The organism is Pseudomonas sp. GW531-T4, assembly GCF_017349615.1.
Classification (GTDB): domain Bacteria; phylum Pseudomonadota; class Gammaproteobacteria; order Pseudomonadales; family Pseudomonadaceae; genus Aquipseudomonas; species Aquipseudomonas chlororaphis_I.
Genome location: NZ_JACMZT010000022.1, coordinates 15,084 through 38,109 on the forward strand (window position 1 = coordinate 15,084; position 23,026 = coordinate 38,109).

The 23,026-nt window shown below is 61.1% G+C and carries 19 protein-coding genes; 12 read left to right on the forward strand and 7 right to left on the reverse strand.

Annotated features, from left to right (window positions below; genetic code table 11):
* The first annotated feature begins 274 nt into the window (after positions 1–274).
* Positions 275–763, forward strand: a complete 489-nt coding sequence (locus J4D28_RS18265) for an Hpt domain-containing protein (protein WP_028681853.1) — start codon at positions 275–277, stop codon at positions 761–763.
* Positions 764–872: 109 nt separating this feature from the next.
* Here J4D28_RS18265 and J4D28_RS18270 read toward each other — a convergent pair whose 3' ends face one another.
* Positions 873–1,502 carry a response regulator transcription factor gene (locus J4D28_RS18270; RefSeq protein ID WP_009047547.1) on the reverse strand — a complete coding sequence of 210 codons (630 nt, stop codon included), beginning with the start codon at positions 1,500–1,502 and terminating at the stop codon, positions 873–875.
* Positions 1,503–2,022: 520 nt separating this feature from the next.
* Here J4D28_RS18270 and J4D28_RS18275 point away from each other — a divergent pair.
* The 9 genes from J4D28_RS18275 (at position 2,023) to J4D28_RS18315 (ending at position 14,586) form a co-directional block, all read left to right on the forward strand.
* Positions 2,023–2,586 (forward strand): fimbrial protein, encoded by a 564-nt coding sequence (locus J4D28_RS18275; protein ID WP_009047548.1) that lies wholly within the window; start codon positions 2,023–2,025, stop codon positions 2,584–2,586.
* A 24-nt stretch (positions 2,587–2,610) separates the two neighbouring features.
* On the forward strand, positions 2,611–3,378 hold the full coding sequence (locus tag J4D28_RS18280; protein ID WP_009047549.1) for a molecular chaperone: 768 nt from the start codon (positions 2,611–2,613) through the stop codon (positions 3,376–3,378).
* A 170-nt stretch (positions 3,379–3,548) separates the two neighbouring features.
* Positions 3,549–6,116, forward strand: coding sequence for a fimbria/pilus outer membrane usher protein (locus J4D28_RS18285; RefSeq protein ID WP_103331402.1), 2,568 nt, complete (start codon positions 3,549–3,551; stop codon positions 6,114–6,116).
* A 35-nt stretch (positions 6,117–6,151) separates the two neighbouring features.
* The gene (locus J4D28_RS18290) at positions 6,152–6,895 is read left to right on the forward strand and encodes a molecular chaperone (RefSeq protein WP_371920943.1); all 744 of its coding nucleotides are present in this window, start codon (positions 6,152–6,154) and stop codon (positions 6,893–6,895) included.
* A gap of 64 nt (positions 6,896–6,959) precedes the next feature.
* Positions 6,960–8,645 (forward strand): ShlB/FhaC/HecB family hemolysin secretion/activation protein, encoded by a 1,686-nt coding sequence (locus tag J4D28_RS18295; RefSeq protein ID WP_103331400.1) that lies wholly within the window; start codon positions 6,960–6,962, stop codon positions 8,643–8,645.
* Positions 8,646–8,718: 73 nt separating this feature from the next.
* Positions 8,719–11,745 (forward strand): GLUG motif-containing protein, encoded by a 3,027-nt coding sequence (locus J4D28_RS18300; RefSeq protein ID WP_103331399.1) that lies wholly within the window; start codon positions 8,719–8,721, stop codon positions 11,743–11,745.
* 188 nt (positions 11,746–11,933) lie between these two features.
* A complete protein-coding gene (locus J4D28_RS18305) occupies positions 11,934–13,106 on the forward strand; it encodes a fimbrial protein (RefSeq protein ID WP_103331398.1) in 1,173 nt (390 codons plus the stop codon).
* Positions 13,107–13,199: 93 nt separating this feature from the next.
* On the forward strand, positions 13,200–14,129 hold the full coding sequence (locus tag J4D28_RS18310) for a LysR substrate-binding domain-containing protein (RefSeq protein WP_009047555.1): 930 nt from the start codon (positions 13,200–13,202) through the stop codon (positions 14,127–14,129).
* A gap of 94 nt (positions 14,130–14,223) precedes the next feature.
* Positions 14,224–14,586, forward strand: coding sequence for a 5-carboxymethyl-2-hydroxymuconate Delta-isomerase (locus J4D28_RS18315; protein ID WP_009047556.1), 363 nt, complete (start codon positions 14,224–14,226; stop codon positions 14,584–14,586).
* Positions 14,587–14,610: 24 nt separating this feature from the next.
* On the opposite strand, the gene J4D28_RS18320 is transcribed toward J4D28_RS18315, so the two are convergent.
* From J4D28_RS18320 to J4D28_RS18340, 5 genes are all read right to left on the reverse strand, one after another.
* The gene (locus tag J4D28_RS18320; protein ID WP_009047557.1) at positions 14,611–15,549 is read right to left on the reverse strand and encodes a LysR family transcriptional regulator; all 939 of its coding nucleotides are present in this window, start codon (positions 15,547–15,549) and stop codon (positions 14,611–14,613) included.
* Positions 15,550–15,733: 184 nt separating this feature from the next.
* Positions 15,734–16,642: a DMT family transporter gene (locus J4D28_RS18325; RefSeq protein WP_103331397.1), complete on the reverse strand. Its 909-nt coding sequence runs from the start codon at positions 16,640–16,642 to the stop codon at positions 15,734–15,736.
* A 16-nt stretch (positions 16,643–16,658) separates the two neighbouring features.
* Positions 16,659–17,843: a cyanate transporter gene (locus J4D28_RS18330; RefSeq protein ID WP_009047559.1), complete on the reverse strand. Its 1,185-nt coding sequence runs from the start codon at positions 17,841–17,843 to the stop codon at positions 16,659–16,661.
* A gap of 222 nt (positions 17,844–18,065) precedes the next feature.
* A complete protein-coding gene (gene cynS / locus J4D28_RS18335) occupies positions 18,066–18,536 on the reverse strand; it encodes a cyanase (RefSeq protein WP_009042607.1) in 471 nt (156 codons plus the stop codon).
* A gap of 90 nt (positions 18,537–18,626) precedes the next feature.
* Positions 18,627–19,286, reverse strand: coding sequence for a carbonic anhydrase (locus J4D28_RS18340; RefSeq protein ID WP_009047560.1), 660 nt, complete (start codon positions 19,284–19,286; stop codon positions 18,627–18,629).
* 111 nt (positions 19,287–19,397) lie between these two features.
* On the opposite strand from J4D28_RS18340, the gene cynR reads away from it, so the two are divergent.
* On the forward strand, positions 19,398–20,288 hold the full coding sequence (gene cynR / locus J4D28_RS18345; protein WP_009047561.1) for a transcriptional regulator CynR: 891 nt from the start codon (positions 19,398–19,400) through the stop codon (positions 20,286–20,288).
* On the opposite strand, the gene J4D28_RS18350 is transcribed toward cynR, so the two are convergent.
* Entirely contained in the window at positions 20,261–21,043 is a 783-nt protein-coding gene (locus J4D28_RS18350) for a transporter substrate-binding domain-containing protein (protein WP_009047562.1), read from the reverse strand. The genes cynR and J4D28_RS18350 overlap by 28 nt on opposite strands.
* Positions 21,044–21,308: 265 nt before the next feature.
* Between J4D28_RS18350 and J4D28_RS18355 the strand changes: the two genes are divergently transcribed.
* The gene (locus J4D28_RS18355) at positions 21,309–22,958 is read left to right on the forward strand and encodes a phosphoethanolamine transferase (protein ID WP_009047563.1); all 1,650 of its coding nucleotides are present in this window, start codon (positions 21,309–21,311) and stop codon (positions 22,956–22,958) included.
* Positions 22,959–23,026 lie beyond the last annotated feature (68 nt).

Below are 23,026 nucleotides of genomic sequence, written 5' to 3' on the forward strand. Positions count from 1 at the left end.
GGCTGAAACCCTTATGCGGCAAGGGCTGGCTGACTCATGCCAGTGCTGGGTGGCCGCAAGTTGCAGCGTCAGTTATTAAAAAAAACCGGCAGAGCATTTTTCTGGCGGGGTTTTTTCATGCTCTCCGGACTTCAATGTCTGGGGACTCCCTCAGTAAAGCCGCCCTATTCAGCGCTTTGAGAAACGTCTGATATTCGCCTCCAGGAGTTTTGCCTAGCCTGACCCGTATTCGATGAACGGGCTGCGGCATATTCAAGTGAGCAAGGAGGCAGATATGAATAGGCAGGATGCACAGGCCGGCGCAACGCCGGAGACACCAAGCTTCAACGCAGGGGGAAGCGTGGATGAGGAGGTGTTTCACGCTATTCGGGTCGGTTCCGCCGAGTCGTTGCTGGAGGTGCTTGGCAGGCTCATGGACCTTGCTGGCGACAATGAGCAAGTCGCCCGACGGCTCATCGAGGAGGTACGGACTTACCAGATCAAAGACCTTGAACTGTTGCGGGCGTACTGCGAACAAAAAGATCGGCAAGCCATTGCCAGGCTGTGCCACAAGATGGCGGGTGCGGCTTGTGTATTGAAGTACCAGCCGCTGATCTCCAGCTGCCAGCGCCTGAGGGAAATCAGTATCGCAGGGACCTGGCCAGTGCTGCTGGAAAGGGCGCAGTGGGTCGAGCAGGCGCTGCTCAACCTCAAGGACATCTGTCTTGTAGCCATACAGGATGATGGGCCAATCAATCTGAGAGAACTGCCTCGTGAGCGCTGATTCCTCTGCTGCTCCAAGGGAGTAGTGCTCGATGTCCCGTCGCAAAACCGATAAGACGCTGATTCTGGAACAGACAGATGTCCATGCGTTGCTGGGGTTCGCAAGAGGCCTATATGATTCCTTTCTGCCTGGCTATTTCAATCAGGGCCAGAAGGTTGGTGGTGTTGAACTTCTTCAAGAGTCTTACTTTGTAAGTACTGACCGTTTTGTGACTGATAAGCAGAGTCGCTGCAATCTCCCTGTTGTTAAGACCCTGTGCCAATAACCTTAATGTGGTGATTTCCCTGTTGGTCAGCTGGGAGGCGGCAATGCTTTGCATCTGGTTGGTGTGAATGCTTTCCTGCAACAGGAGCAGAGAACTTTCAGGAAAATAGGTATGTCCTGATAACAATGCTTTTACTGCATCTCCCACCTCATCCAGCGCTTCGTCCTTGCAGATGAACCCTGCTGCGCCCCCATGCAAACAACGTACGGCAAAGTTCTTTGAGTCGCTGGAAGTCAATATCAGTGTTTTTACCAGGAAGTTATTGGCCTTGAAGTGAGTAAGTACGGATAGCCCGTCCAGTTGCGGTAGATCGAGGTCAAGTATTACCAAGTCCGGCTTATGGGTACGAACAACTTGAATGGCGTCGACGCCATTGTCTGCTTCGGCGGCGATATGGTGCCCGTTACGCTCAAGTATGACTTTCAATGCAATCCTGACCAGGGGGTGGTCGTCGACTATGACTATGGATCCCATAGTGTGCTCTCTCTATATTGGTTATGCGTGTAGGTTTTATATTCTTACTCTCTATATTCAATTCTTCTCATTGAGGTTGGGCCTTTTTGTCGGCGCTCATTGCGCAGGCCTACGGGTAGACTCCTTTAATTTTTTATTGAGTAGCGAGTTGGCCTGGTTCAGGCTACTGCGATGCGAGCACTTGGTAGAGTTCAGCTAACACGCGCGCGTTGAAGAAGTACACAGTCTTGTCTCATAAGTAAAGACGAAATCAATGAGCGGTTTATTAAGATATTTCTGATGGGTGCTTCGGCCGTCTCTCAATTCAAATTCGAAGGCTGATCGGTAAGCTACGGCTTCCTTTGGGGGTTCTTCATGGGGCACCTAAAGGAGCTTGCTATTGTTGTCGACCCATTGACTTAGACTTTGAGTGAGAGAGGCTTGGGCTGCCATGGCCGGTGTGATTTGGTCATGGCTGAACCGGGAGAACAATCAAATAGATTGCACTTCTTTTGCCGATCAACGTGAACAAGGAAATCACATGAAACGCACATCTTTACTGTCCCTGGCAACTTCCAGCTTGATGCTTGCTGCGCTTGTTCCTTCGTTATCTCATGCCACTGATGGCGTGGTTAACTTCTCTGGCAGCATCTCTGACGTGACTTGCAATATCAACGGCCAGGCACCGGGTGAAAACAACATCACCAACGTGGAACTGGGGCGCATCTCTCCTTCGATCTTCAAGGCCATTGGCGATGCTTCTCCGTTCGAGAAGTTCGCGTTGGTGCTGTCCGGCGCGCAATGTGCCAATGGAACCAAGGTCGTCGTTGATTTTGACCAAGTGGGCAACGTCGACTCGGCGACCGGAAACCTCAAGCTGATCGGCGCAGCGCCTGCCACCGGCGTGCAGATCCAGGTGTTCAACGACAATGTCGCTGCTGGCACGAAAATCCCGCTCGGTCAGTCGGAAGCCACGCCACAGGTCGCCACCGTTGCAGCCAACACTGCAACCCTCAAGTTCAAGGCGAACTATGTTGCAACCGCGGCTAGTGTTGGCGCGGGTTCGGGTAACTCCTTCGTTCGATACACCCTGTCGTATAAGTAAAGACCAGCGCCCGAGGAGTGATTCATGACGCCGAAAGCGCGTATTTTTTCTTCTTTCGTTCTCGGCGTCATGTTCTTGGGCGTATGTTCTGGAATCGTACAGGCGTCGGTAGTCATCCAGGGTACTCGGTTGGTTTATCCGTCGGATGCTCGTGAAGTGACAATAAAAGTGAACAATACCGGTGCCTCTGCTGTATTGGTCCAAAGTTGGATTGATGATGGCGATTCAACTAAGGGGCCCGAGGAAATGAAAGTTCCATTTTTGGTGTCCCCGGCGGTGATTCGCCTGGATTCGGACAGTTCAGCTTCACTGCGTGTTTCCTTCACGGGTGAAAAACTTGCAGAAGATCGGGAATCCTTGTTCTGGCTCAATGTACTGGAAACACCTCCACGCAAGGAAGTCGATGAAAATGTCTTGCAGTTTACCTTCAGAACCCGAATCAAAGTGTTCTTTCGACCCAAGAACCTGAAGTCGGATGTGGACTTGGTGGCGAACAAGCTCGATTGGCAATTCAAACAGGCCAGGCATCCAGATGGAAAAGGTAAAGTCGAGAATCGCCTGGGAGTTCAGGTGACTAATCCGACTGCATATTACGTTTCTTTCGGCAAGATAGAAGTTGCTCTGGATGGGCGACGGGTTGCAGTTAAAGATGAAATGATCGCACCTTTCAGTAGTGGGTTTTTCCCATTACCCGAACGGGCTCCTCAGACCTATCGCAAAGCCTCTGTTCATTACGAGGTCATTAATGACTTCGGTGGGCGGCGGGTGCTTGAAAAACCATTGCCCCTGTAACTTTTCTCACCCTGCAGTTTTTGTCATCTCTATGACCTGGCTGCATGCCGGTATCGAATATGTTGAACGTCCAGCGTAGTCATCTGGCTGTTTTTGCTTGTGCGTTAGTTTCGTACGGTTGGAGCCCAGTTCGGTTTTTTCTAGGTCTTGTTTCTACGGCGGCGATTGTCATGGCGACTGAAACATGGGCCGAAACTTCCACTGCCGAGCCTGCGGGGCAGGGCGTGGTATTCGATTCGCAGATGTTGTTTCAGACCGAAGGTGCCCCCATCGATACCAGCCGCTTTGAGCGCCAGGGATTTCTCATTCCGGGCAATTACCGCATCGACCTGCTGGTAAATGGCCAGTGGCGTGCCACGCAGAACATCGAGTTTCGCGACACCCATGGGCCGCAAGGGGGCCAGCCCTGTTATGAGCGTTCGTTGCTGGTCCGTGCCGGTATCGATCTGGACAAGGCTTCGGCGCAACCTTCCGCCGAAAGCATGCCGGAGGGCACCTACTGCGCCGACCTGGCTCGCTACATTCCTGGTCTCACCACGAAGATCGATCTCAAGAAGCTGACGATCGATCTTTCGGTCCCGCAATATTTCCTGCAGAAAGGCCGGTCGAAAACCTATGTCGATCCGGCGAATTGGGATCGCGGCATTTCTGCAGGGCTGCTCAACTACAACACCAACCTGTTCAGTGCACAGAATAACGGCCGAACCCAGACCGACGCTTACGCCGGTCTGAACATGGGGCTCAATATGGGGTCGGTGCGCTTGCGGCATAACGGCACCCTGACCTGGTCTCCGGAAGCGGGTAGCCGTTATCAGCGTGGCTCCATCTACGGCCAGACCGAATTGCCGGCATGGCGCTCACAGTTGCTGGTGGGCGAAAGCGTCACCAATGCCGATCTGTTCGACTCCGTATCGTTTCGCGGCGCCCAACTGACCAGCGATGACCGGATGCTGCCCGACAACGAGCGTTTTTATGCGCCTGTTGTCCGGGGGACGGCCAGCTCGAACGCCAAGGTCTCTATTTATCAACGTGGTTACTTGATTTCGGAAACGTCCGTTGCGCCGGGACCGTTCGAAATCAGCGATCTTCAAGCCGCCAGCTTCGGCGGCGACTTGAACGTCACTGTGACCGAGGCCAACGGGAAGAGAAGCAGCTTTACCGTGCCCTTCGCCACGACTGTTCAATTACTGCGCCCTGGAAACTCCCGATACAGCTTCACCGCCGGCCAGATCATCGATCCCGGGCTGCGCGGCAGTAACCAGTATGTGCTGCAAGGGACAGCCCAGCACGGTCTGGATAACGACATTACCGGATACATCGGCAGTGCTGTCACGGGCAGTTATATGTCGGTACTGATGGGGAGCGCGCTCAATACCGATGTGGGGGGCTTTGCCTTCGATGTGACCCAGGCCAAAACCAACGTGCCCAGAAGGGGTCGTCTGAAGGGGACGAGCCTGCGTCTTTCCTATAGCAAGAACCTGCCCAATAGCGGTACCAACTTCTCGTTACTGGCTTATCGCTACTCGACCCGTGGTTATTTGGGACTGCATGACGCGGTCGCGTTGCAGGACTTCGTCGAGGACGGCGAACGGGTGGAAGCCTTCTCCCGAATGCGTGACCGGCTGGATGTGAATATCAGCCAGCAGTTGAAGGCCACTGGTGGGCATTTCTATGCCAGTGGTTCGGCGCTCAATTACTGGAATAGACAAGGCAAGACCCTGAGTTTTTCCACGGGTTATAGCAATCAGTGGCGGGGCAACAGCTATTCCTTCGCCGTACAGCGCACCTTGGGACAGAACCGGTCTTCAGGGCGTCGGGCAGTCAGTAGCAATACGACCTTGAGTTTGACCCTTACGATCCCGCTGGGCCGTGAGACCCGGGGTGCAACGGTGCTCAATAACTTCGTCAGTCACGACCAGAGCACGGGAACCCATTTGACCAGCGGCGTTTCCGGAACAGTGGACGACGCGGGCAAAGCCTCCTATGCCGTGGCCGTTTCCCGTGATGACAAGCAACGGGAAACCAGCCACAACGCCAGTCTCAATTATTCCTTGCCCCAGGTGGCCTTGAGTTCCAGTTTTTCCCAGGGCAGCGATTACCGCCAGGCGTCCATCGGCGCTTCCGGCGGCATGATCCTGCACCCCGGAGGGCTGACGTTTGCCCAGACCCTGAGTGAGACCAGCGGCCTGGTCTACGCGCCTCATGCCAAGGGCGCAGGGGTCGGCTACAGCGGCGCGCGGGTGAATGGCAGCGGTTACGCAGTGGTGCCCAGCCTGACGCCTTTCCAGCTCAACACCGTGGATATCGACCCGCAGGGCATGCCCGACGACGTCGAGCTGCAGGTGAGCTCGCGCAACACCGCGCCGGTGGCGGGGGCCGTGGTGATGCTGTCGTACCCGACCCGCAAGGCGCGCTCGTTCCTGATCAACAGCCTGCAACCCAATGGTGCGCTCCTGCCGTTTGCCGCGATCGCCACCGATGCCGAGAGCGGGGGGGAAATGGGCGCGGTCGGCCAGGGCAGTCGCCTGGTGCTGCGCAGCGAAAAGAACCAGGGTTCGATCCGCGTCGAATGGGGTGACCAGCCCGGGCAGCAATGCCTGATCGACTACCGCCTGCCCGAGCGCGATGCGGCGCCTGCCAAGACTGTCGAGGCGAAGGGTTATGAGGTGTTCGACCTGCCATGCCGCCCGGTACCTCCCGACGCTGGCGGGGCACCCGCCCAGGCGAGGAACGGCTGATGCAACAGGCATGCGGCTTGCGCCGCTCCTCGGCCATGGCTCGGCGGATCCGTGGCGGCCTGCTGTCGGCCTGGTTGCTGATGTCGCTGTGCGTCGACGCCCAGGCGGCGCTGGCCATTACCGGCACGCGCTTCATCTACCCGGCCAATGCCTCGGCGTTGACGGTCAGGGTCGGCAACACCGGCGATGCGCCGATCCTCCTGCAAGCCTGGCTGGACCGGGGGGATACGCACACCGACCCGAGTCGCCTGACGGTGCCGTTCGTCCTGTCGCCACCGATTTCACGGCTCGACCCACAACAGCGCAGCGCCCTGGTGGTGCGTTACACCGGCGAACCCTTGCCCGGCGATCGCGAGTCGGTGTTCTGGATCAACTTCCTCGAAGTGCCGCCGGTGACGACCACCGACAGCAATGTGCTGCGCCTGGCCTATCGCATGCGCATGAAGCTGCTGTACCGCCCTGCGGGCCTTGCCGGCAAGGCGAACGAGGCAATCGGGCAGGTGCTCTGGAGCCTCGACAAGACCCCGGGGCCGGACGGGCAGATGGCGCTGCTGGCCACCAGTCGGGCGCCTTACTACGTGTCCATCTCGCAGTTGGAGCTGGGCAGCGGGACTCAATCGATCAGTTGGCAGGGGATCACGCTCGAGCCTTTCGGCACGACCCGTATCGCCCTGCCCGCAGCAAAAAAGGCAGCCGTCGCCAGTGCGACGGTCGTTCGTTACCAGGTGGCGGTAGACAGCGGGGAGACGCTGAGTGGAAGTGCGCGGTTACAACAGTAGTTTTGCGATGGGCAGATTCGTGACGAGTACGTCGCCATGCGGCAGTGGCCGAGCGCCTGTGGGCATGAGTCCGGGGTGGCGCGGGTCGTGTTTGGTCCTGGCGGCGCTGCTGCCACTGGCAGTACCCGATATCGCCCTGGCTTTGCAGGTGCCCAACGCCGGCCAGGCGATGCGTGACATCGAGTCGGTCCAGCCGGCGCAGCCTGCTCCTTCGGAGCTGGAGTTGGACCTGCCCAAGGCCGAGACACCCGCCGCGCCGGCAGCCCCGGACACCTCCGGAATCCGGCTGCAGGTCAAGACGTTTGCCATCGAGGGCAACCAGGTTTTCACCACCGAGCGCTTGCAGGCACTGCTGGCCGACCTGCACGACAAGGAGTTGGACCTGGCTGGTTTGCGTGGAGCTGCACAGCGGATTACCGACTATTACCAGAAGCAGGGTTATGTATTGGCCCGCGCTTTCCTGCCACCCCAGGACATTGAAAACGGCCTGGTGCGGATCGCTGTGGTCGAGGGGCGTTACGGGCGCATCGAAGTGCAGAACCGTTCGCGCGCCCTGGATCAAGTGGTGCGGGCGCCGCTGTCGTCGCTGAACAGCGGCGAGGCGGTATACGACGCGGACCTGGAACGCAGTCTCTTGCTGTTGAGCGACCTGCCCGGGGTCCAGGCCCGAGGTACCCTGCGTCCTGGCCAGGAATACGGGACCACCGACCTGGTGGTCGATACCGAATCCGGGCCACTGTTGAACGGCACCCTGGAGGCGGACAACTTCGGCGGTTATTACACCGGCGAATACCGCCTGGGGGGCAGCCTCAACCTCAACAACCCCTTGCGTCTTGGCGACCAGCTGAGCCTGCGCGCGATGCGCAGCGACGAGTCGCAGCGTTATTTCCGCGCGGCCTACCAGTTGCCGGTCGGCCCCTGGTCGACCCGCATCGGCGGGGCGTACTCGGAAATGAGCTACCGCCTGGGCAGGAACTTCGAGGTACTGGATTACCACGGTGTCGCCAGCTTCCGCAGTTTCTTCGTCGCCCAGCCGCTGGTGCGCAGCCGCACCTTCGACCTCACTGCGCAACTGCAATACGAAGACAAGCGGCTGCGTGACGACATCGACCTGGTCGAATTCAGCAGTCGCAAACAGATCGACCTGTGGACCCTGAGCCTCAGCGGCAACAGCCAGGACCGTTTTTTCGGGGGCGGCCAGAACTTCTTCGATCTGTCCTACGGCAGCGGGCGGTTGCGCTTCGGCGACCGCGAGGAAGAAGTCCAGGATGGCCGCACCGCGGGCACCTCGGGCGAGTTCGCCAAGCTCAATCTCAATGCGGCGCGCCTGCAGCGCCTGAGCGATCGCTTCCAGCTCTACACCCGGCTGAGTGCGCAATGGGCCAACGACAACCTGGACAGCTCGGAAAAGCTCGGCCTTGGCGGCCCCTACGGTGTGCGCGGCTATCCGGTGGGCGCCGGCAGCGGCGACCAGGGTTGGCAGGCCAGCGCCGAACTGCGCTATGCCCTGGCACCGCGCTGGCAGCTCAGCGCCTTCGCCGACAGCGGCACGGTCAAGGTCAACCGCCAGCCCTGGACCTCCGAGAACAACACCCGCCGGATCACCGCGACCGGTATCGGCGCCAACTGGGTGGGGCCTTCGCAGCAAGTCAACCTGACACTCGCCTGGCCGTTGCATGACAACGGCAAGACCCGGGATAAGCCGGAGCGCCGTCCCCAGGTCTGGATGAACGCGACGCAATATTTCTAGTACCTGCTCGTAGCAGGAGTGGTGTCGCCCTGCAAATGGTTTGCAGAGCGTTTTTTAAAGAAGAGGAAGCATCGTGAACAAGATGTATGCACTGGTTTGGAACCAGGCCCTGGCGTGCTGGAATGTGGCTCATGAAGGGGCACGTCGCCGGCGCAAGTCGGGTGCGCGCAAGGGCATGGTCGTGGCGGCTGTCAGCCTGCTGGGAGTGGGCGCCATGTCGTCGGCATTCGCTCTGCCGACGGGAAATACCCATGTCTCCGGGGAAGCCAATATCCTGACCTTCAACGATGGCAAGGAAATGTCGATCAACCAGAAAAGTGACAAGCTGATCACCAACTGGAACGACTTCAGCGTCAAAAAGGGCGAGAAGGTCTCCTTCCACCAGCCCACTAAAAACTCGGTTGCACTGAACCGCGTCGTCGGTACCAATGCCAGTGATATCCAGGGCCAGATCAATGCCAATGGCCAGGTGTTTCTGGTCAACCCCAACGGCGTAGTGTTCGGCCAGGGTGCCCAGGTCAACGTGGGTGGCCTGGTGGCTTCGACTCGGGACATTGACAATAAAGACTTCGAGGCCGGCAACTACACGTTCTCGGGCAGCTCGCCGGCGCAGATCATCAACAACGGCGACATCATTGCCGCCCAGGGCGGCAACGTCGCGCTGCTGGGGGCCAACGTGCGCAACGATGGGGTGATCCAGGCGCAAATGGGCCGGGTGGCGCTGGGCGCGGGGGACAAGTTCACCCTGAACTTCGACGGCAACAACCTGCTCAACCTGCAAGTCGAGGGTGCCGCAGTGGATGCCCTGGTGAAAAACGGCGGCCTGCTCAAGGCCGACGGCGGCCAGGTGCTGATGACCGCCAAGAGCGCGAGCGACATGTTGCAGACCGTGGTCAACAACCAGGGCTCCATCGAGGCCAATACTCTGCGCGGCAACGCCGGCAAGATCACCCTCGACGGTGGCGATGTGGGCAAGGTGCTGGTGGCTGGCTCCATGACCGCCAGTGCTATCGGTACCGTGGGCAACGGCGGCTTGATCGAGACCAAGGGCGCGAACACCGAGGTGCAACTGGCGAGCCGGGTCAATACCCAGGCCAGCAACGGCCAGACAGGCAACTGGAAGATCACGTCGAACACCGCCAAGGTCAACCCGACCGCGGCATCGGGCAGCGATACGGCCTACGCTGATACCCTGTCGAGCAATCTGGCGACCACCAATATCGAGCTGGCCAGCAGTTCCGGCGATGTGGTGGTGGGCGGTCCTGTCACCTGGAACAGCGGCAATCGGTTGAAGCTGTCTTCCAAGGGCGATATTGAACTCAATGGCGGGCTGACCGCCACCGGAGCCAATGCCCGGGTCGAAATGAACGCCGAGAAAAGGGTCCGGCTCAATGGCAACGTGACCCTCAGCGGGGCCAACGGTAGCCTCGGGCTGAACCATGGCGATGGCTATGCCCTGGGGCAGAACGCAACAGTGACCCTGTCCGGTACGGGCGCGGCGTTCGACTCCAATGGCTCGCAATATGGCGTCATCCAGAACACCGCGCAGTTGCAGGCGGTCAATAACAACCTCAACGGCCTGTATGTCCTGGGTACCAATATCAAGGGTTACGGCGCCTTCAAGTCCATTGGCGGCAATAGCCAGTTCTCTGGCGTTTTCGATGGCCTGGGCAACACCGTCAGCGGTTTCACGGTGACCAATACCGGGCCTAACGTCGGTCTGTTTGCCGCCAACTCGGGCAGCATCAGCAACCTGAAGCTGGCCAGCATGACCGTCAATGGCACTACCTCGGGGACCGGTTTCAGCAATATCGGTGGCCTGGTAGGACTCAACAGCGGCACGCTGACCAACATCAGCGCCACTGGCCTGCGCGTCAACGCCAGCGCGGCGAACACCAACGTCGTGGGCGGCCTGGTCGGTCTCAACGCGGGTGGCGCTATCGATCGTGCGTCGGTGGGGCCTACCTCCTACGTGACCGGCAACACCTACACCTCTTCGATCGGTGGGCTTGTCGGTGAAAACATTATCGGCCTGGCCGGAGTCGGCAGCATCACCAACAGCACGACTAACGTCAATATTTCGGGTTACATGCAGCGCAATACCACAGGTAGCGTGGGCGGGCTGGTGGGCAGCAACAAGGGTGGCTATATCGCTGACTCTTCGAGCAGCGGCACCATCACCAGCAGCTACGGCGGCCTGAACATTGGCGGTCTGGTCGGCTACAACCAGAATGGCACGCTCGAGCGCTCGAGCTCCTCGGCAGCGGTGCGGGGTAATGCCGCCAGCAACATCGGCGGCCTGGTCGGGTTCAACACCAACAGTGCGATCAGGGAGTCCAGCGCCAGCGGCGCGGTGACTGGCTACGGCAGTGCCTCGGCAGGCGGTCTGGTCGGCTACAACCAGAACAGCACCCTGAACGACGTCAAGGCCACCGGTGCAGTCTATGACAACTCGGGCGCCAACGTGGGCGGCCTGGTCGGCCAGAACTACTACGGCCAGATCGATACCGCCGAGGCTCTGGGCAATGTCACCGCCGGCGCCAACAGCAGCACCGGCGGCCTGATCGGCAACAACTATCGCGGTACCGTGAGTCACGCAGTGGCCCGTGGCAAGGTCATGGCGGGCACCAACAGCCATGTCGGTGGATTGATCGGCAACAACGACGGCGATCTGAGTTCGGTCGAAGCCAGTGGCGAAGTCAGGGGCGGGACCAACAGCTTCGTGGGTGGCCTGGTGGGCACCAACGGTCGCACCCAGGGCGCCAACATCGAAACCGCCACGGCCAAGGGCCCGGTCTTTGGTGACCAACGCAGCAATGTCGGCGGGCTGGTAGGGCAGAACCATGGCCAGATCCTCAACTCCCTGGCCCTGGGCACGGTGAGTGGTGGTTACTACGCCAACCTGGGCGGTCTGGTCGGATTGAACATGGGCAACGTTCGTCAATCGGTGGCCACCGGCAAGATCAACTTCAATCCTCGTATCGGCCAGACCTACGGCGGTCTGGTGGGCGTCAACTACGGCGAGATGAGGTTCAACTCGGTATCGGGTGAAGCGGCCCAGGTACCTCTGGCCGGCCTCAACTACGGGGTCATTCAGTAACCAGCAGCACGACCCGCTGATACCCAGGTATCGCGGGTTCTCGATACGCCATGCCGCGGCATGGCGTATCGGCTTTTTCAGGATCCATTACCTCTTTCCGGATGCCCTGCGACGCGGGTCGTCCATGCACAACCAAGGCCGGTCGGCCAACACGGCCGCGCTCAAGCAGAACATGGAGAATGCCCCCCATGATCCACCCATTGGCGTTCAGGCCTGGCTGCCGCAGGCGTCGGCTTTACCGTACTGTCCAGGCATTGGCGTGCCTGCTCCCGGGCTTGATCGGTGCGACGGCACAGGCTGACATGGTGGAAAGCCAGGCGATCGACTGCTCGTTCAGTAACAACGCCGGCCTGCCCTGGGTGGAAGTGACGCCATTGACCAGCGCCACCCCGGTAGGCGCCGTCCTGTGGCAACGACCGGTGGCCCTGATCACCAACTACAAATATGGCGGCGGCACCGGCAACAAGGCCCATGAGCTGGTATCTGCCGGGCACTGGAGCGCGGGCACGCCATTGCCCGATGGCATTGCGCCAACCAATATCAGCGGCATCGGTTTCAAGATTGCCGTGAACTCCTCGGACGGAGTGCTCAGGGAGATTTCCCAGACTAACAAACCCGTCGCGCAGGAAAAGAACCAGGTCATGTTTGACCCCGGCGCTGGCCAGAACCAGCGCTCGGTGATGGTGACCAACTACATACAGTCTCTGATCCTGACGGTTCCCCCCAGCCAGTTACCCAGCGGCGAGTTGATCGTCAAGCAGGTGGATGGCAGCTCGCGGCTGACGCTGTATGCGGTCGACTTGCTCAAGGGTGTGGCTAGCCTGGGCGAAGAGGTCAGCATCCCGAACGACAACATACCCATCGGCATCTGCCGCAAACCCTACCCGTTGATGGGGCCCGCCATCATCAATATGGGTGGCGGGCCCGGGCCCATTATTCCCAACAAATGCGAGGTGGAGTCGTACAAGACCATCCCGGTGAAGCTCGGGCGTTTCTCCCTGGCGGACTTTCCCAAGGTGGGTTCCACCTCGTCACCGGTGCCATTTCGCATCGAGCTGAGCCAGTGCGCGTTGAATGCCAAGCCACAAATCACTTTCACCGACAAGGTCGCCGGTCACACCGACCCGTCGGTGCTCAACCTGACGGCTTCGCCCAACAGCGCCAAGGGCTTCGGCATCATCATGATCAACGACCTGAACCAGCAGCGGATCAAGTACGACGGCACCCTCTACGACATGCAACGGGTGGGCGACAGCGCGATCATCCCGCTGCGGGCCGGCTACATCCGCACCGGCAGCGATGCCGAAGTCAAGGTCGGCGATGCCGATGGCGCGGCGGAGTTCACCTTTACCTTCCCTTAGCCATTCAGGCTTGAATGAAGGCCCTTCGATGACGATGGACGCCATTGCGGGGCCTTTCTACACTGGGCTCCGACCTGGGGATGGAGCACACGGATGAATCGCAACGAACTGCGCAAGGCCGATATCAACCTGATGGTGGTGTTCGAAACCCTGATGCTCGAGCGCAATGTGACCCGGGCGGCGGAGAAGCTGTTTCTCGGCCAGCCGACCATCAGCTCGGCGCTCAATCGCTTGCGCGCGATCTTCAACGATCCGCTGTTCATTCGCGTGGGCCACCGGATGGAGCCGACCGCCCGCGCCGAGGAGCTGATCCAGCACCTGTCGCCGGCGCTGGATGCCTTGTCCTCGGCCTTGAGCCTGACCCATGATTTCGATCCCGCCAGCAGCACCATGACCTTTCGCATCGGCCTGTCCGACGACGTCGAGTTCGGCCTGTTGCCGCCGCTGTTGCGGGCCTTGCGCCAGGAAGCGCCGAAGGTGGTGTTCGTGGTGCAACATGCCGACTACTGGCGGATCCCGGACCTGCTGGCCGCCGGCGACATCACCGTGGGCATCAGCCAGACCCGTGGGCTGCCGGCCAACGCCAAGCGCAAGCTGCTGCGGCATATCCAGCCCAGCGTGCTGCGCGCCGATGCCAGCGACACGCCGCTGACCCTCGACGAATACTGTTCCCGCCCGCACGTGCTGGTGTCGCACACAGCCAATGTCAGCGGTTTTGCCGATGAGTGGCTGGCCGAGATCGGCCGGCAGCGCCAGGTGGTGCTGTCGGTGCCGCAATACAGTGCGCTGCCGGCGTTGCTGGCGGGGACCGACATGATCGCCAGCCTGCCGGACTACGCGGCGGCGGCCATGGCGGCGTCGGGGCAATTGTTCCAGGAGCCGTTCCCGTTCAAGACCCCGACCCTGGACCTGTCCATGGTCTGGCTCAGCCATGTCGATACCGACCCGGCCGAGCGCTGGTTGCGTTCGCGGCTGGAGGCGTTCATGAGCGACCGCGACCAGGCGCCGCTCAAGGCCCGTTGAGCTTCCTATCCCTGGGTCGATGATTTCAGGCAGGCCGTCGCGGGGCGTGTAGTATGGAGCGCCTTTTTCACGCCACCTTTCAGGGAGCTCTGCCATGCCTCATCTGTATATGGAATACACCGCCAACCTGCCGCAACTGGATGCCGACAAGGCCCTGCTGCGGTTCAACCACGCGTTGGTGGCGTCCGGGCAGTTCGCTGAATACGACATCAAGAGCCGCGCGCGCAAGGTCGAGACGTTTCGCGTCGGCACCGGTCTCGGCGAGCGGGGGTTCGTGCATGTGAAGCTGTCGTTGCTCAGCGGGCGTTCGCCACAGATCAAGAAGCAGCTTTCGCAAAGCCTGCTGACGGTGCTGCAGGAACTCTGCGAGTGGCCGGCCGGCGTCGAGTTGCAACTGGCGGTGGAGATCCTCGATATCGACCGCGACTCCTACGGCAAGCTCAGCATCGGTCACTGAGCCGGAATGCGGCAGGGCCTGAACCTACAATAGGCCCTGCTGCGCGCAGACCTTGACCACCTGCTCGCGGAACCAGGTGTTGGCGCTGTCCTGGTCGGTGTGCGCGCTCCATTGCATGTCCAGGGTAAAGCCCGGCAGGCCGTTGGGCGCTTCGCAATGGCTGAACACCGCGTCGTTGGTCAGCAGCGCCTGGATGCGCCGCGGCAGAGTCAGGATGAAGTCGGTGCCGGTGATCATCTTCAGCGCCGCGCTGTAGCTGTTGGAGCGCGCGACGATCTGCCGCCGGTGGGCCTGGCGGGCCAGCCAGCCGTCGACCATGTTGGTGGTCGAGGTCCAGGGCGTGGGGTAGACATGCCGGCGCTCGACGAACGACTGCAGGCTGAAACGCGGCTCCAGCGGCGGCGTCGCGCGCTTGTCGAAGACACACACCAGGTCATCCTCGAGCAGCACCTGCGACTTGAGGTCGGGGTGGTTGTGGTGAAAGTTCGGGCCGAAGCAGATCACCAGGTCCAGGCTGCCGTCGCGCAGCTCATCGGCGGGGATGTCGGTTTCCAGCTTGTGCACATTGACCGACACCGGCAGGTCGGCGAAGTCGAAGCCCTTGAGCAGGCGGGGCAGGATCAGCAGTTCGAAATATTCCGGCGCGCAGATGTTGAAGGTGACGGCCTGGCGGGTCGGGTCGAAAGCCTGGACCCCGGAGTGGCACAGGTTGATGCTCTCGAGAATCTTCAGCACGTGGCTGTACATGGTGGTGGCTTTGTAGGTCGGACGCATGCCGGTGCGGGTGTTGATGAACAGCTCGTCCTCGAAGCCGGTGCGCAGTTTTTTCAGGCAGTAACTGACGGTCGACTGACTCACGCACAGGGTTTCCGAGACCCCGGTCACGCTGCTTTGCTCGTACACGGCGACGAACACCATCAGGTCCTGCATATCGAGCTTTCTAAGCAAGTTACTGTTCAGCATCAGTTCCGTCTCGTTAAGCACCTCGCGCGGTCGTGCGCAAACTCGCCTGATGCTAACGGAACGATCGTCCTAATTGAATCCTTGCCCCGGGGTTTCATGGACAGCAAGGGGACAATTAATTCCGAGAACACGACCTGCGCAGTGTGGCGCAGCGCGTAGCGGCTTGTCCCTGTGCTTTGTGCGTTCAGCCGAGCGCCGGTGCCGGCCGGCGGCTGCCGAGGATCAGCGCGAACATGCCCAGGCCCACCAGCAGCGCGCCGAGCAACTCGCTCGGCAAGGGTTGCCGGCCCAGCCCGAACCAATGGAAGAGGGTGATGAACAGGGTGCTCAGGTAGATGTAGGAAATCACCGTGGCCGGCGCGATCACCCCGATGGCCCGGTGCAGCAACCAGAAGGTCGCCAGGGTGGCGAACAAAGCCAGGTACAGCAGCCACAGGCCGTCGTCGAGAGTGAGCAGGACGGCGCTGCGCCAGGCGCCACCGGGCAGGCAGAAGGCGAACAGGAACAGCGCGCCGAACAGCATGTTCCAGAAGGTCATGGCGGCCGGGCTGCGATCTTTCAGGCTGGTGGCTTTCAGCCGTTGGCTCAGTGGCGAATAACCGGCCATGGCCAGGCAGCCGACCCCATAGACGCCGACCGCGTAGAGCGACGGCATGCCCTCGGCGCCGCCCTTGAAGGTCAGCAGCATGGCCCCGGCGGCCGCCAGCAGCATCGGCAACAGGCGGTTTTTCGCAGGGTCGCCGCTCAGCAGGACACCCTCGAACAGCAGGGTCAGCAGCGGCACCAGGGCAAACAGGATGCCGGTGTTGACCGCCGAGGTATGCCTCAGCGCTTCGAACAGCGAGGCGAAGTAGATCGCCAGCAACAGGCCCAGCAGCGCATGCGCCCGCAACCCGGCGCGGGTGATCCGGAAACCGCCGTTGAGCCACAGCGACGGCACGAACATCAGGGCCGACAGCAGCAGGCGCAGGCCCGTCAGCAACAGCGGGTCGACGGCCTGGCTGACCTGGGCCGCGGCGAAGAACGAGGCGGCGATCAGTACCGCCCACAGCAGCATGCCGAGATGGGCGTTGAGGAAGCTGGCGGGTTTCATCGGAGCGTGTCCCGGGTCATTGGAAGTGGCGGTGGTAGTGCCGCGGATCGAAGCGCAGGACCATCAGGATCATCAGCGCCATGATCGCGGTCAGCGACCACCAGGCCCATTCGAAACTGCCCAGGCGGTCGCGGATGATCCCGGCGAGCAGCGGCGACAGGCCGGCGATCAGGTAGCCGATGCCCTGCACGAAGGCGGTCAGGCCACCGGCGCGGCGCGGATTGTCCAGGTGGTCGAGGGACACGATCAGGCTCATGGGAAACAAGCCGCCGATACCCAGGCCGAGCAGGCACGGCCAGAGCAGGCTCAGGTGCTGCGGGCTGAGAATCAGCCCGCAGAAGCCGGCGATGATCAGCATCAGCAGCGCCACCAACACCAGGCGGCGGTCCTGGCTGCGATTGGCGATGGCCGGCGTCACCAGGCCCGAGACCACTTCCATGGCGGTGAGAAAACCCAGCAGCAGGCCGGCGTTCTGTTCGCTCCAGCCTTGTTCCACGTAGTAGGGGGCCAGCCACGCCAGGACACAGGTGTAGGACGCCGTGCCCAGGCCGAAGAAGATTGCCAGCAGCCAGGCGCGGCGGTTGCTGGCGAAGGCTTCGTGGTGGGTCGCGGCGCCCGGCAGTTTCGGCATGGCCGCCTGTTGCGCGTACCAGAACAGCAGCGCCAGGACCGCCAGCGCCGCCCAGATCGCCAGGCCCAGGCGCCAGCTGCCGGTGCGGCTCATCACCAGCGGGGCGAAGGACGCCGCGACCGCCGCACCGCCCATGATCGAGGTGACGTACAGACCCATGAACAGCGAGACATTGTCGGGAAAGCGCGACTTGATCAGCGCCGGTATCAGCGCCTGGATCAGGGCGATGCCGAGGCCGGCGAGCACGGCGCTGAGGATCAGCTCGGCGGCCGAATCGAGGAACAACCGTGACAGGGTGGCCAGGCCAATGACCAGCAGCGAAACCACCACGCTGCGGTGCTCGCCCAGGCGCTGGCCGATGCGCACGCCGAAGAACATCGCCAGGCCCATGGCCATGACCGGCAGCATGGTCAGCAGCGCGGCGCCGCTGAAGCTCAGGGCGATATCGCCACGGATGCCGGACAGCAGGGGGCCGACAGCGGCCATCGATGGCCGCAGGTTCAAGGCCACCAGAATCACGCTGAGCATCAGCCAGAAGGCGGGACGGGTTGTCGCACGAACGTTTTCCATAACCAGGCCTTGAACAATTCAGGCGCTGATTAGGCGATGGCCGGCGCAAGGCCGGCAAATCAGAAAGTCAGCGACAGTATTTAAAAACTAAATACTGCCGTGGATGCATATCCCTGTAGGAGCGAGCTTGCTCGCGATCAATCCGCAACGATAACGCGCAGCGTCGGATACACCGCTGCTGCGCAGCTATCGCGAGCAAGCTCGCTCCTACAGGGGCGGGGATCAGAACGGCTTGGTCGGCAGGTACTTGCCATCCAGGGTGATCACCGCGCGGGAACCGCCTTCCGGGTCTTCGACTTTCTTGATGTCGAGCTTGAAGTTGATGGCGCTGATGATGCCGTCGCCGAACTGCTCGTGGACCAGCGCCTTGAGGGTCGAACCGTAGACCTGGAGCATTTCATAGAAGCGGTACACGGTCGGGTCGGTGGGGATGCCGCCGGGGATGCTGCCGCGCGACGGGATGCTTTGCAGCAGGCGGCTGGCGTCCTGGTCCAGGTCGAGTTTGCTGCAGACCAGGTCGGCGGCCGCGGCCGGCAAGGCGTGCTGGCCGAGCAGGGCAGCGGTGACGAAGGCCAGGCTCAGGCCGGTGCCGTCGGTGAGCTGTTGCCACGACAGGTTCTTGCGCGCCTTGGCATCGATGATGGTGTCGGCCAGGGCCAGGCGTGGGGCTTGGGCGAATTGGGATTGCAGCATGTGGAGTTCCTCTTTGGGGATGGTGAAGCGGTTGTTGAACGAGTTGTTGAACAGAAGCTGTTGAAAAGAAGCTGTTAAGAAAGGCAGCGCTCAAGCCGCGTGTCGCGGTTTGCCGACCAAGGCGCAGGTGTCGGGGTGTTCGGCCAGGGACACGAAGCCCTGGCTCGGGCCATCCAGCGCGGCAATGTCGCCGCTGGCGATGTCGTAGACCCAGCCGTGCAGGTTCAGCCGGCCCTGTTCCAGGGCCAGGGCGACCGCCGGATGCGTCTTCAGGTTAGCCAGCTGGGCGATTACGTTTTCCCGCACCAGGGCATCCAGGCGTGCCTCGTCCGAGGCATGGCTGCGGGCGGCATTGACCACCTTGGCCGACTCGGCATGGCGCAGCCAGCTGGCCACGGCGGGCAGGTGGTCCAGGCATTTGCAGGTGGAAATGGCGGTCATGGCGCCGCAGTCCGAATGCCCGCAGATCACGATGTCGCTAACCCCGAGCACGGCCACTGCGTATTCCACGGTGGCCGACACGCCGCCCGGTTCCGGCCCGTAGGAGGGCACGATATTGCCGGCGTTGCGGATCACGAACAGATCGCCCGGTTCCTGCTGGGTCAGCAGTTCCGGCACCACCCGGCTGTCGGAGCAGGTGACGAACAGGGTGCCCGGGTTCTGGGTGGTGGCCAGTTGTTTGAACAGCTCGCTGCGTTTGGGAAAGGCTTCGCGCTGGAACTTGAGGAAGCCGTCGATGATGTGCTGCATGGTGGTTCTCCTTGCATCGCTGATGGTGCAAGGATGGAAAATTTAAGCTATAGCGTCCAAGACCGGCTTGTTATGATCTCCATAAGTACTGCCTATAGTTTGGAGTCCAGCATGCTGCTACGCCATATCCGTTACCTGCTGGCCGTCGCCGAGCACTGCAACTTCACCCGCGCCGCCGAAGCCTTGCACGTGTCCCAGCCGACGCTGTCGCAACAGATCAAGCAGCTGGAGGACAGCCTCGGCGCGCCGCTGTTCGATCGTTCGGGGCGCACCGTGCGCCTGACCGACGCCGGCGAGGCCTATATGCGTTATGCGCGGCGGGCCCTGCAGGAGCTGGAGGCGGCCAAGCGAGCGATGCATGACGTGCAGGATCTGCAGCGCGGATCGTTGCGCCTGGGCATGACCCCGACTTTCATCACTTACCTGGCGGGGCCGCTGCTGACCCGTTTCAACCAGCGTTATCCGGGAATCGCCCTGAGCCTCGAAGAAATGACCCAGGACCGGCTGGAAGCGGCCCTGGCCGAAGATCGCCTGGACCTGGGCATCGCCTTTGCCGGGCAGCACCTGCCGGACATCGACAGCCAGTGGTTGTTCGAGGAGAGCCTGAGCCTGATGGTGAGCCGCGAGCAACAGCCCGAGCGACCGCGGCAGCTGACGGCGGCCGAGCTGGAGCGGCAGCCGCTGGTGTTGCTCAGCGGTGATTTCGCCACCCGCCAGCATATCGACCGTTATTGCCGCGAGCAGGGGATCACGCCGCGCATCGCCATCGAAGCCAACTCCATCGGCGCCATTGTCGAGATCGTCCGCCGCGGGCAACTGGCGACCATCCTGCCGCTGGCCATCACCCAGGAACAGCCGGGCCTGCGCCCGGTGCTCCTGCAACCGGCCCTGGCGCCCCGCAGCGTGGCGTTGCTGGGGCGCAAGGGCGCCTATCGCAGCGCCGCGTGCCAGGCTTTTCGCGAGCTGCTGACGACTCAGGGCGTGGGCGCCGCCAGCCACTGATTGACCACGCCGGTGTAGAAGCCGGTGGCCTTGCTCAGGTGCAGCCACTGGTCGACGTAGCTTTTCCAGGCGACGTCGTCCCGTGGCAGGAGGAAGGCTTTTTCACTGTATTGCAGGTACCGCTCGGGGTTCACCGCGCACAACCCCGGCTTGAGCTTCTGCTGGAAGCGCGCTTCGGAAGCGTCGGTGATCATCACGTCGGCCTTGTTTTCCAGCAGTTGCTCGAAGATGGTCACGTTGTCAGGAAACAGGGTCAGGCTGGCCTTGGGCAGGTGGGCCCGGGCGAAGACTTCGTTGGTGCCGCCCGGTGGCTCGATCAGGCGCACCGAAGGCTGGTTGATCTGCTCGACGGTCTGGTAGCGCTGCTTGTCGGCGCAACGCACCAGGGGGATCTTCCCGTCGACGCCCAGGGTGTCGCTGAAGAAGGCTTTCTTCTGCCGCTCCAGGGACACGGAAATACCGCCCACGGCGATGTCGCACTGGTTTGCCAGGAAGTCCGGCATCAGGGTTTTCCAGGTGGTCTTCACCCACTTCACCTCGACTCCCAGGCTTTGCGCCAGGGACTGCGCCATCGAGATATCGATGCCTTCGTAGGCACCGTCCGCGCGCAGGTAGGTGTAGGGCTTGTAGTCGCCGGTGGTGCAGACGTTCAGGTGGCCACGTTCGATGACCTGGTCCAGGTGCGAGGCGTTGGGTGCGGCAAATGCCGGGGCGCTGAGGGTCAGCAGCGAGCAGAGCAGGAGGCGTGCTTTCATGCGGTCGATCCTTGATGACGAGGGAGTGGCCGAGGGCGGCTCATTATTTGCGCCGGGCTCGAACGGGGCAAGGCGCATCGCTTGCCAGGGCGTTGCGGATTGTTTTCGCCGAAAAAGTTTTGGCAAAGGGCCATGCCAACTATTTGTTGGCTTCTTTTTCACGAAACGTTGATGGTCGGCTACCTAAAGTTCGTGCTGTCGTGGGCAGTCATTGAATAACGGGCATGTTGACGACGCACTTCTTTCAAGGAACACGCCGATCATCATGCTAAACATCAAACCCCTGCGTCCTGAATGGGTGACGCTGATTGCCTGCGCCTTTTTATTACTGGGCTGCAACTTTGTGCTCTGGCAGCACCTGTTTAGCATTACCGCCTCGGACGCCCGTGGTATCGCCATGCGCGTGGCCTTCGGGGTGATGATCTTCTGCGCCTTCAACCTCATTCTGACCTGGCTGGCGTTTCGCCGAGTACTTAAGCCGGTGCTGGTTCTGTTGTTTATGGTCAGTGCCGGCGTAGCTTATTTCATGAACCAGTACGGAGTGCTGATAGATGCCGGAATGTTTCGCAACTTTGCCGAAACCAATGCAACGGAAGTGCGTGACTTACTCTCGCTGAAGTTGCTTGTTTATATACTGTTGCTGGGCGTATTGCCTTCCTGGTTATTGTGGAAAACCCCGATTAATTATCGACGCTGGCACCGCGAGTTATTCAGCAAGTTGCTGGTTTCCTTTATTTGCGCGGCGGCCATTGGCGGGGTCGCCCTGGCCAACTATCAGGGGCTGGCCTCGCTGTTTCGCAATCACCATGAATTGCGCCTGATGATCGTGCCGAGCAACTACGTGGGCGCTTCCTTCGGTTACCTGCGTGAGCAAGTGGTCTCGGCGCGCCAGCCCTTCGTCAAGATCGGTGAAGATGCCCAGCGCAATCCGACCTGGCAAAACCACGCGCGCAAGTCGCTGACGGTGCTGGTGGTCGGCGAGAGTGCCCGGGCCGAGAACTTCGGCGTGCTGGGCTACGAGCGCGACACCACGCCGAAACTCAGCCAGGAAAACGGCCTGATCGCTTTCACCGACGTGTCGTCCTGTGGCACCGAGACTGCGGTCTCGGTGCCCTGCATGTTCTCCAACATGGGGCGCAAGAACTACGACGCCAGCAAGGCGAAGAACGAAGAAGGGCTGCTGGACGTGCTCAAGCGTGCCGGGCTCGAGGTGATCTGGCGGGACAACCAGTCCGGCTGCAAGGGCACCTGCGACCGGGTGACCCTGGACGATGTCAGCAACCTCAAGGACCCGGTGCTCTGTGCCAACAGCGAATGCCGCGACGAGATCCTGCTCCAGGGCCTGCAGCATTTCATCGATAGCCTGGACAAGGACACCGTGCTGGTCCTGCACCAGATGGGCAGCCACGGGCCGGAATACTTCAAGCGCTACCCCAAGGAATACGAACGCTTCACCCCGGTGTGCCAGAGCAATGCCCTGAACAATTGCAGCCGCGAGAGCATCGTCAACGGCTACGACAATACGTTGCTGTACACCGACCACGTGCTGGCGACCCTGATCGACCTGCTGCGCAGCAACCAGGACAAAGTCGATACCGCCATGCTCTATCTGTCGGACCACGGCGAGTCACTGGGCGAATACAACCTGTTCCTGCATGGCACGCCCTACATGCTTGCGCCGTCGCAGCAAAAACACGTGGCGATGCTGGCCTGGTTCTCGGACAGCTATCAGAAGGCGTTCTCGGTGGACACCCATTGCCTGCAACTGAGCCGGGAAAAACCGCTGAGCCAGGACAACCTGTTCCACTCGATGCTTGGCCTGCTGGAGGTCGACAGCCAGGTTTACCAGCCCGACCTGGACCTGTTCGCCGGCTGCCGGGGCAGCGTGGTCGATGGCGTGCTGGCGCGGCAATGAAGCCTTGATCGGCGTTCGACCTTTTTTTCACGATCGGGGCGGTAACCTGTTTTTCATCCAAGACCTAC

Excerpts from the sequence above, each read along its gene's own strand:
- J4D28_RS18265 (WP_028681853.1), top strand. The coding sequence starts at position 275 with ATGAATAGGCAGGATGCACAGGCCGGCGCAACGCCGGAGACACCAAGC.
- J4D28_RS18270 (WP_009047547.1), bottom strand. The coding sequence starts at position 1,502 with ATGGGATCCATAGTCATAGTCGACGACCACCCCCTGGTCAGGATTGCA.
- J4D28_RS18275 (WP_009047548.1), top strand. The coding sequence starts at position 2,023 with ATGAAACGCACATCTTTACTGTCCCTGGCAACTTCCAGCTTGATGCTT.
- J4D28_RS18280 (WP_009047549.1), top strand. The coding sequence starts at position 2,611 with ATGACGCCGAAAGCGCGTATTTTTTCTTCTTTCGTTCTCGGCGTCATG.
- J4D28_RS18285 (WP_103331402.1), top strand. The coding sequence starts at position 3,549 with ATGGCGACTGAAACATGGGCCGAAACTTCCACTGCCGAGCCTGCGGGG.
- J4D28_RS18290 (WP_371920943.1), top strand. The coding sequence starts at position 6,152 with ATGGCTCGGCGGATCCGTGGCGGCCTGCTGTCGGCCTGGTTGCTGATG.
- J4D28_RS18295 (WP_103331400.1), top strand. The coding sequence starts at position 6,960 with ATGAGTCCGGGGTGGCGCGGGTCGTGTTTGGTCCTGGCGGCGCTGCTG.
- J4D28_RS18305 (WP_103331398.1), top strand. The coding sequence starts at position 11,934 with ATGATCCACCCATTGGCGTTCAGGCCTGGCTGCCGCAGGCGTCGGCTT.
- J4D28_RS18310 (WP_009047555.1), top strand. The coding sequence starts at position 13,200 with ATGAATCGCAACGAACTGCGCAAGGCCGATATCAACCTGATGGTGGTG.
- J4D28_RS18315 (WP_009047556.1), top strand. The coding sequence starts at position 14,224 with ATGCCTCATCTGTATATGGAATACACCGCCAACCTGCCGCAACTGGAT.
- J4D28_RS18320 (WP_009047557.1), bottom strand. The coding sequence starts at position 15,549 with ATGCTGAACAGTAACTTGCTTAGAAAGCTCGATATGCAGGACCTGATG.
- J4D28_RS18325 (WP_103331397.1), bottom strand. The coding sequence starts at position 16,642 with ATGAAACCCGCCAGCTTCCTCAACGCCCATCTCGGCATGCTGCTGTGG.
- J4D28_RS18330 (WP_009047559.1), bottom strand. The coding sequence starts at position 17,843 with ATGGAAAACGTTCGTGCGACAACCCGTCCCGCCTTCTGGCTGATGCTC.
- cynS (WP_009042607.1), bottom strand. The coding sequence starts at position 18,536 with ATGCTGCAATCCCAATTCGCCCAAGCCCCACGCCTGGCCCTGGCCGAC.
- J4D28_RS18340 (WP_009047560.1), bottom strand. The coding sequence starts at position 19,286 with ATGCAGCACATCATCGACGGCTTCCTCAAGTTCCAGCGCGAAGCCTTT.
- cynR (WP_009047561.1), top strand. The coding sequence starts at position 19,398 with ATGCTGCTACGCCATATCCGTTACCTGCTGGCCGTCGCCGAGCACTGC.
- J4D28_RS18350 (WP_009047562.1), bottom strand. The coding sequence starts at position 21,043 with ATGAAAGCACGCCTCCTGCTCTGCTCGCTGCTGACCCTCAGCGCCCCG.
- J4D28_RS18355 (WP_009047563.1), top strand. The coding sequence starts at position 21,309 with ATGCTAAACATCAAACCCCTGCGTCCTGAATGGGTGACGCTGATTGCC.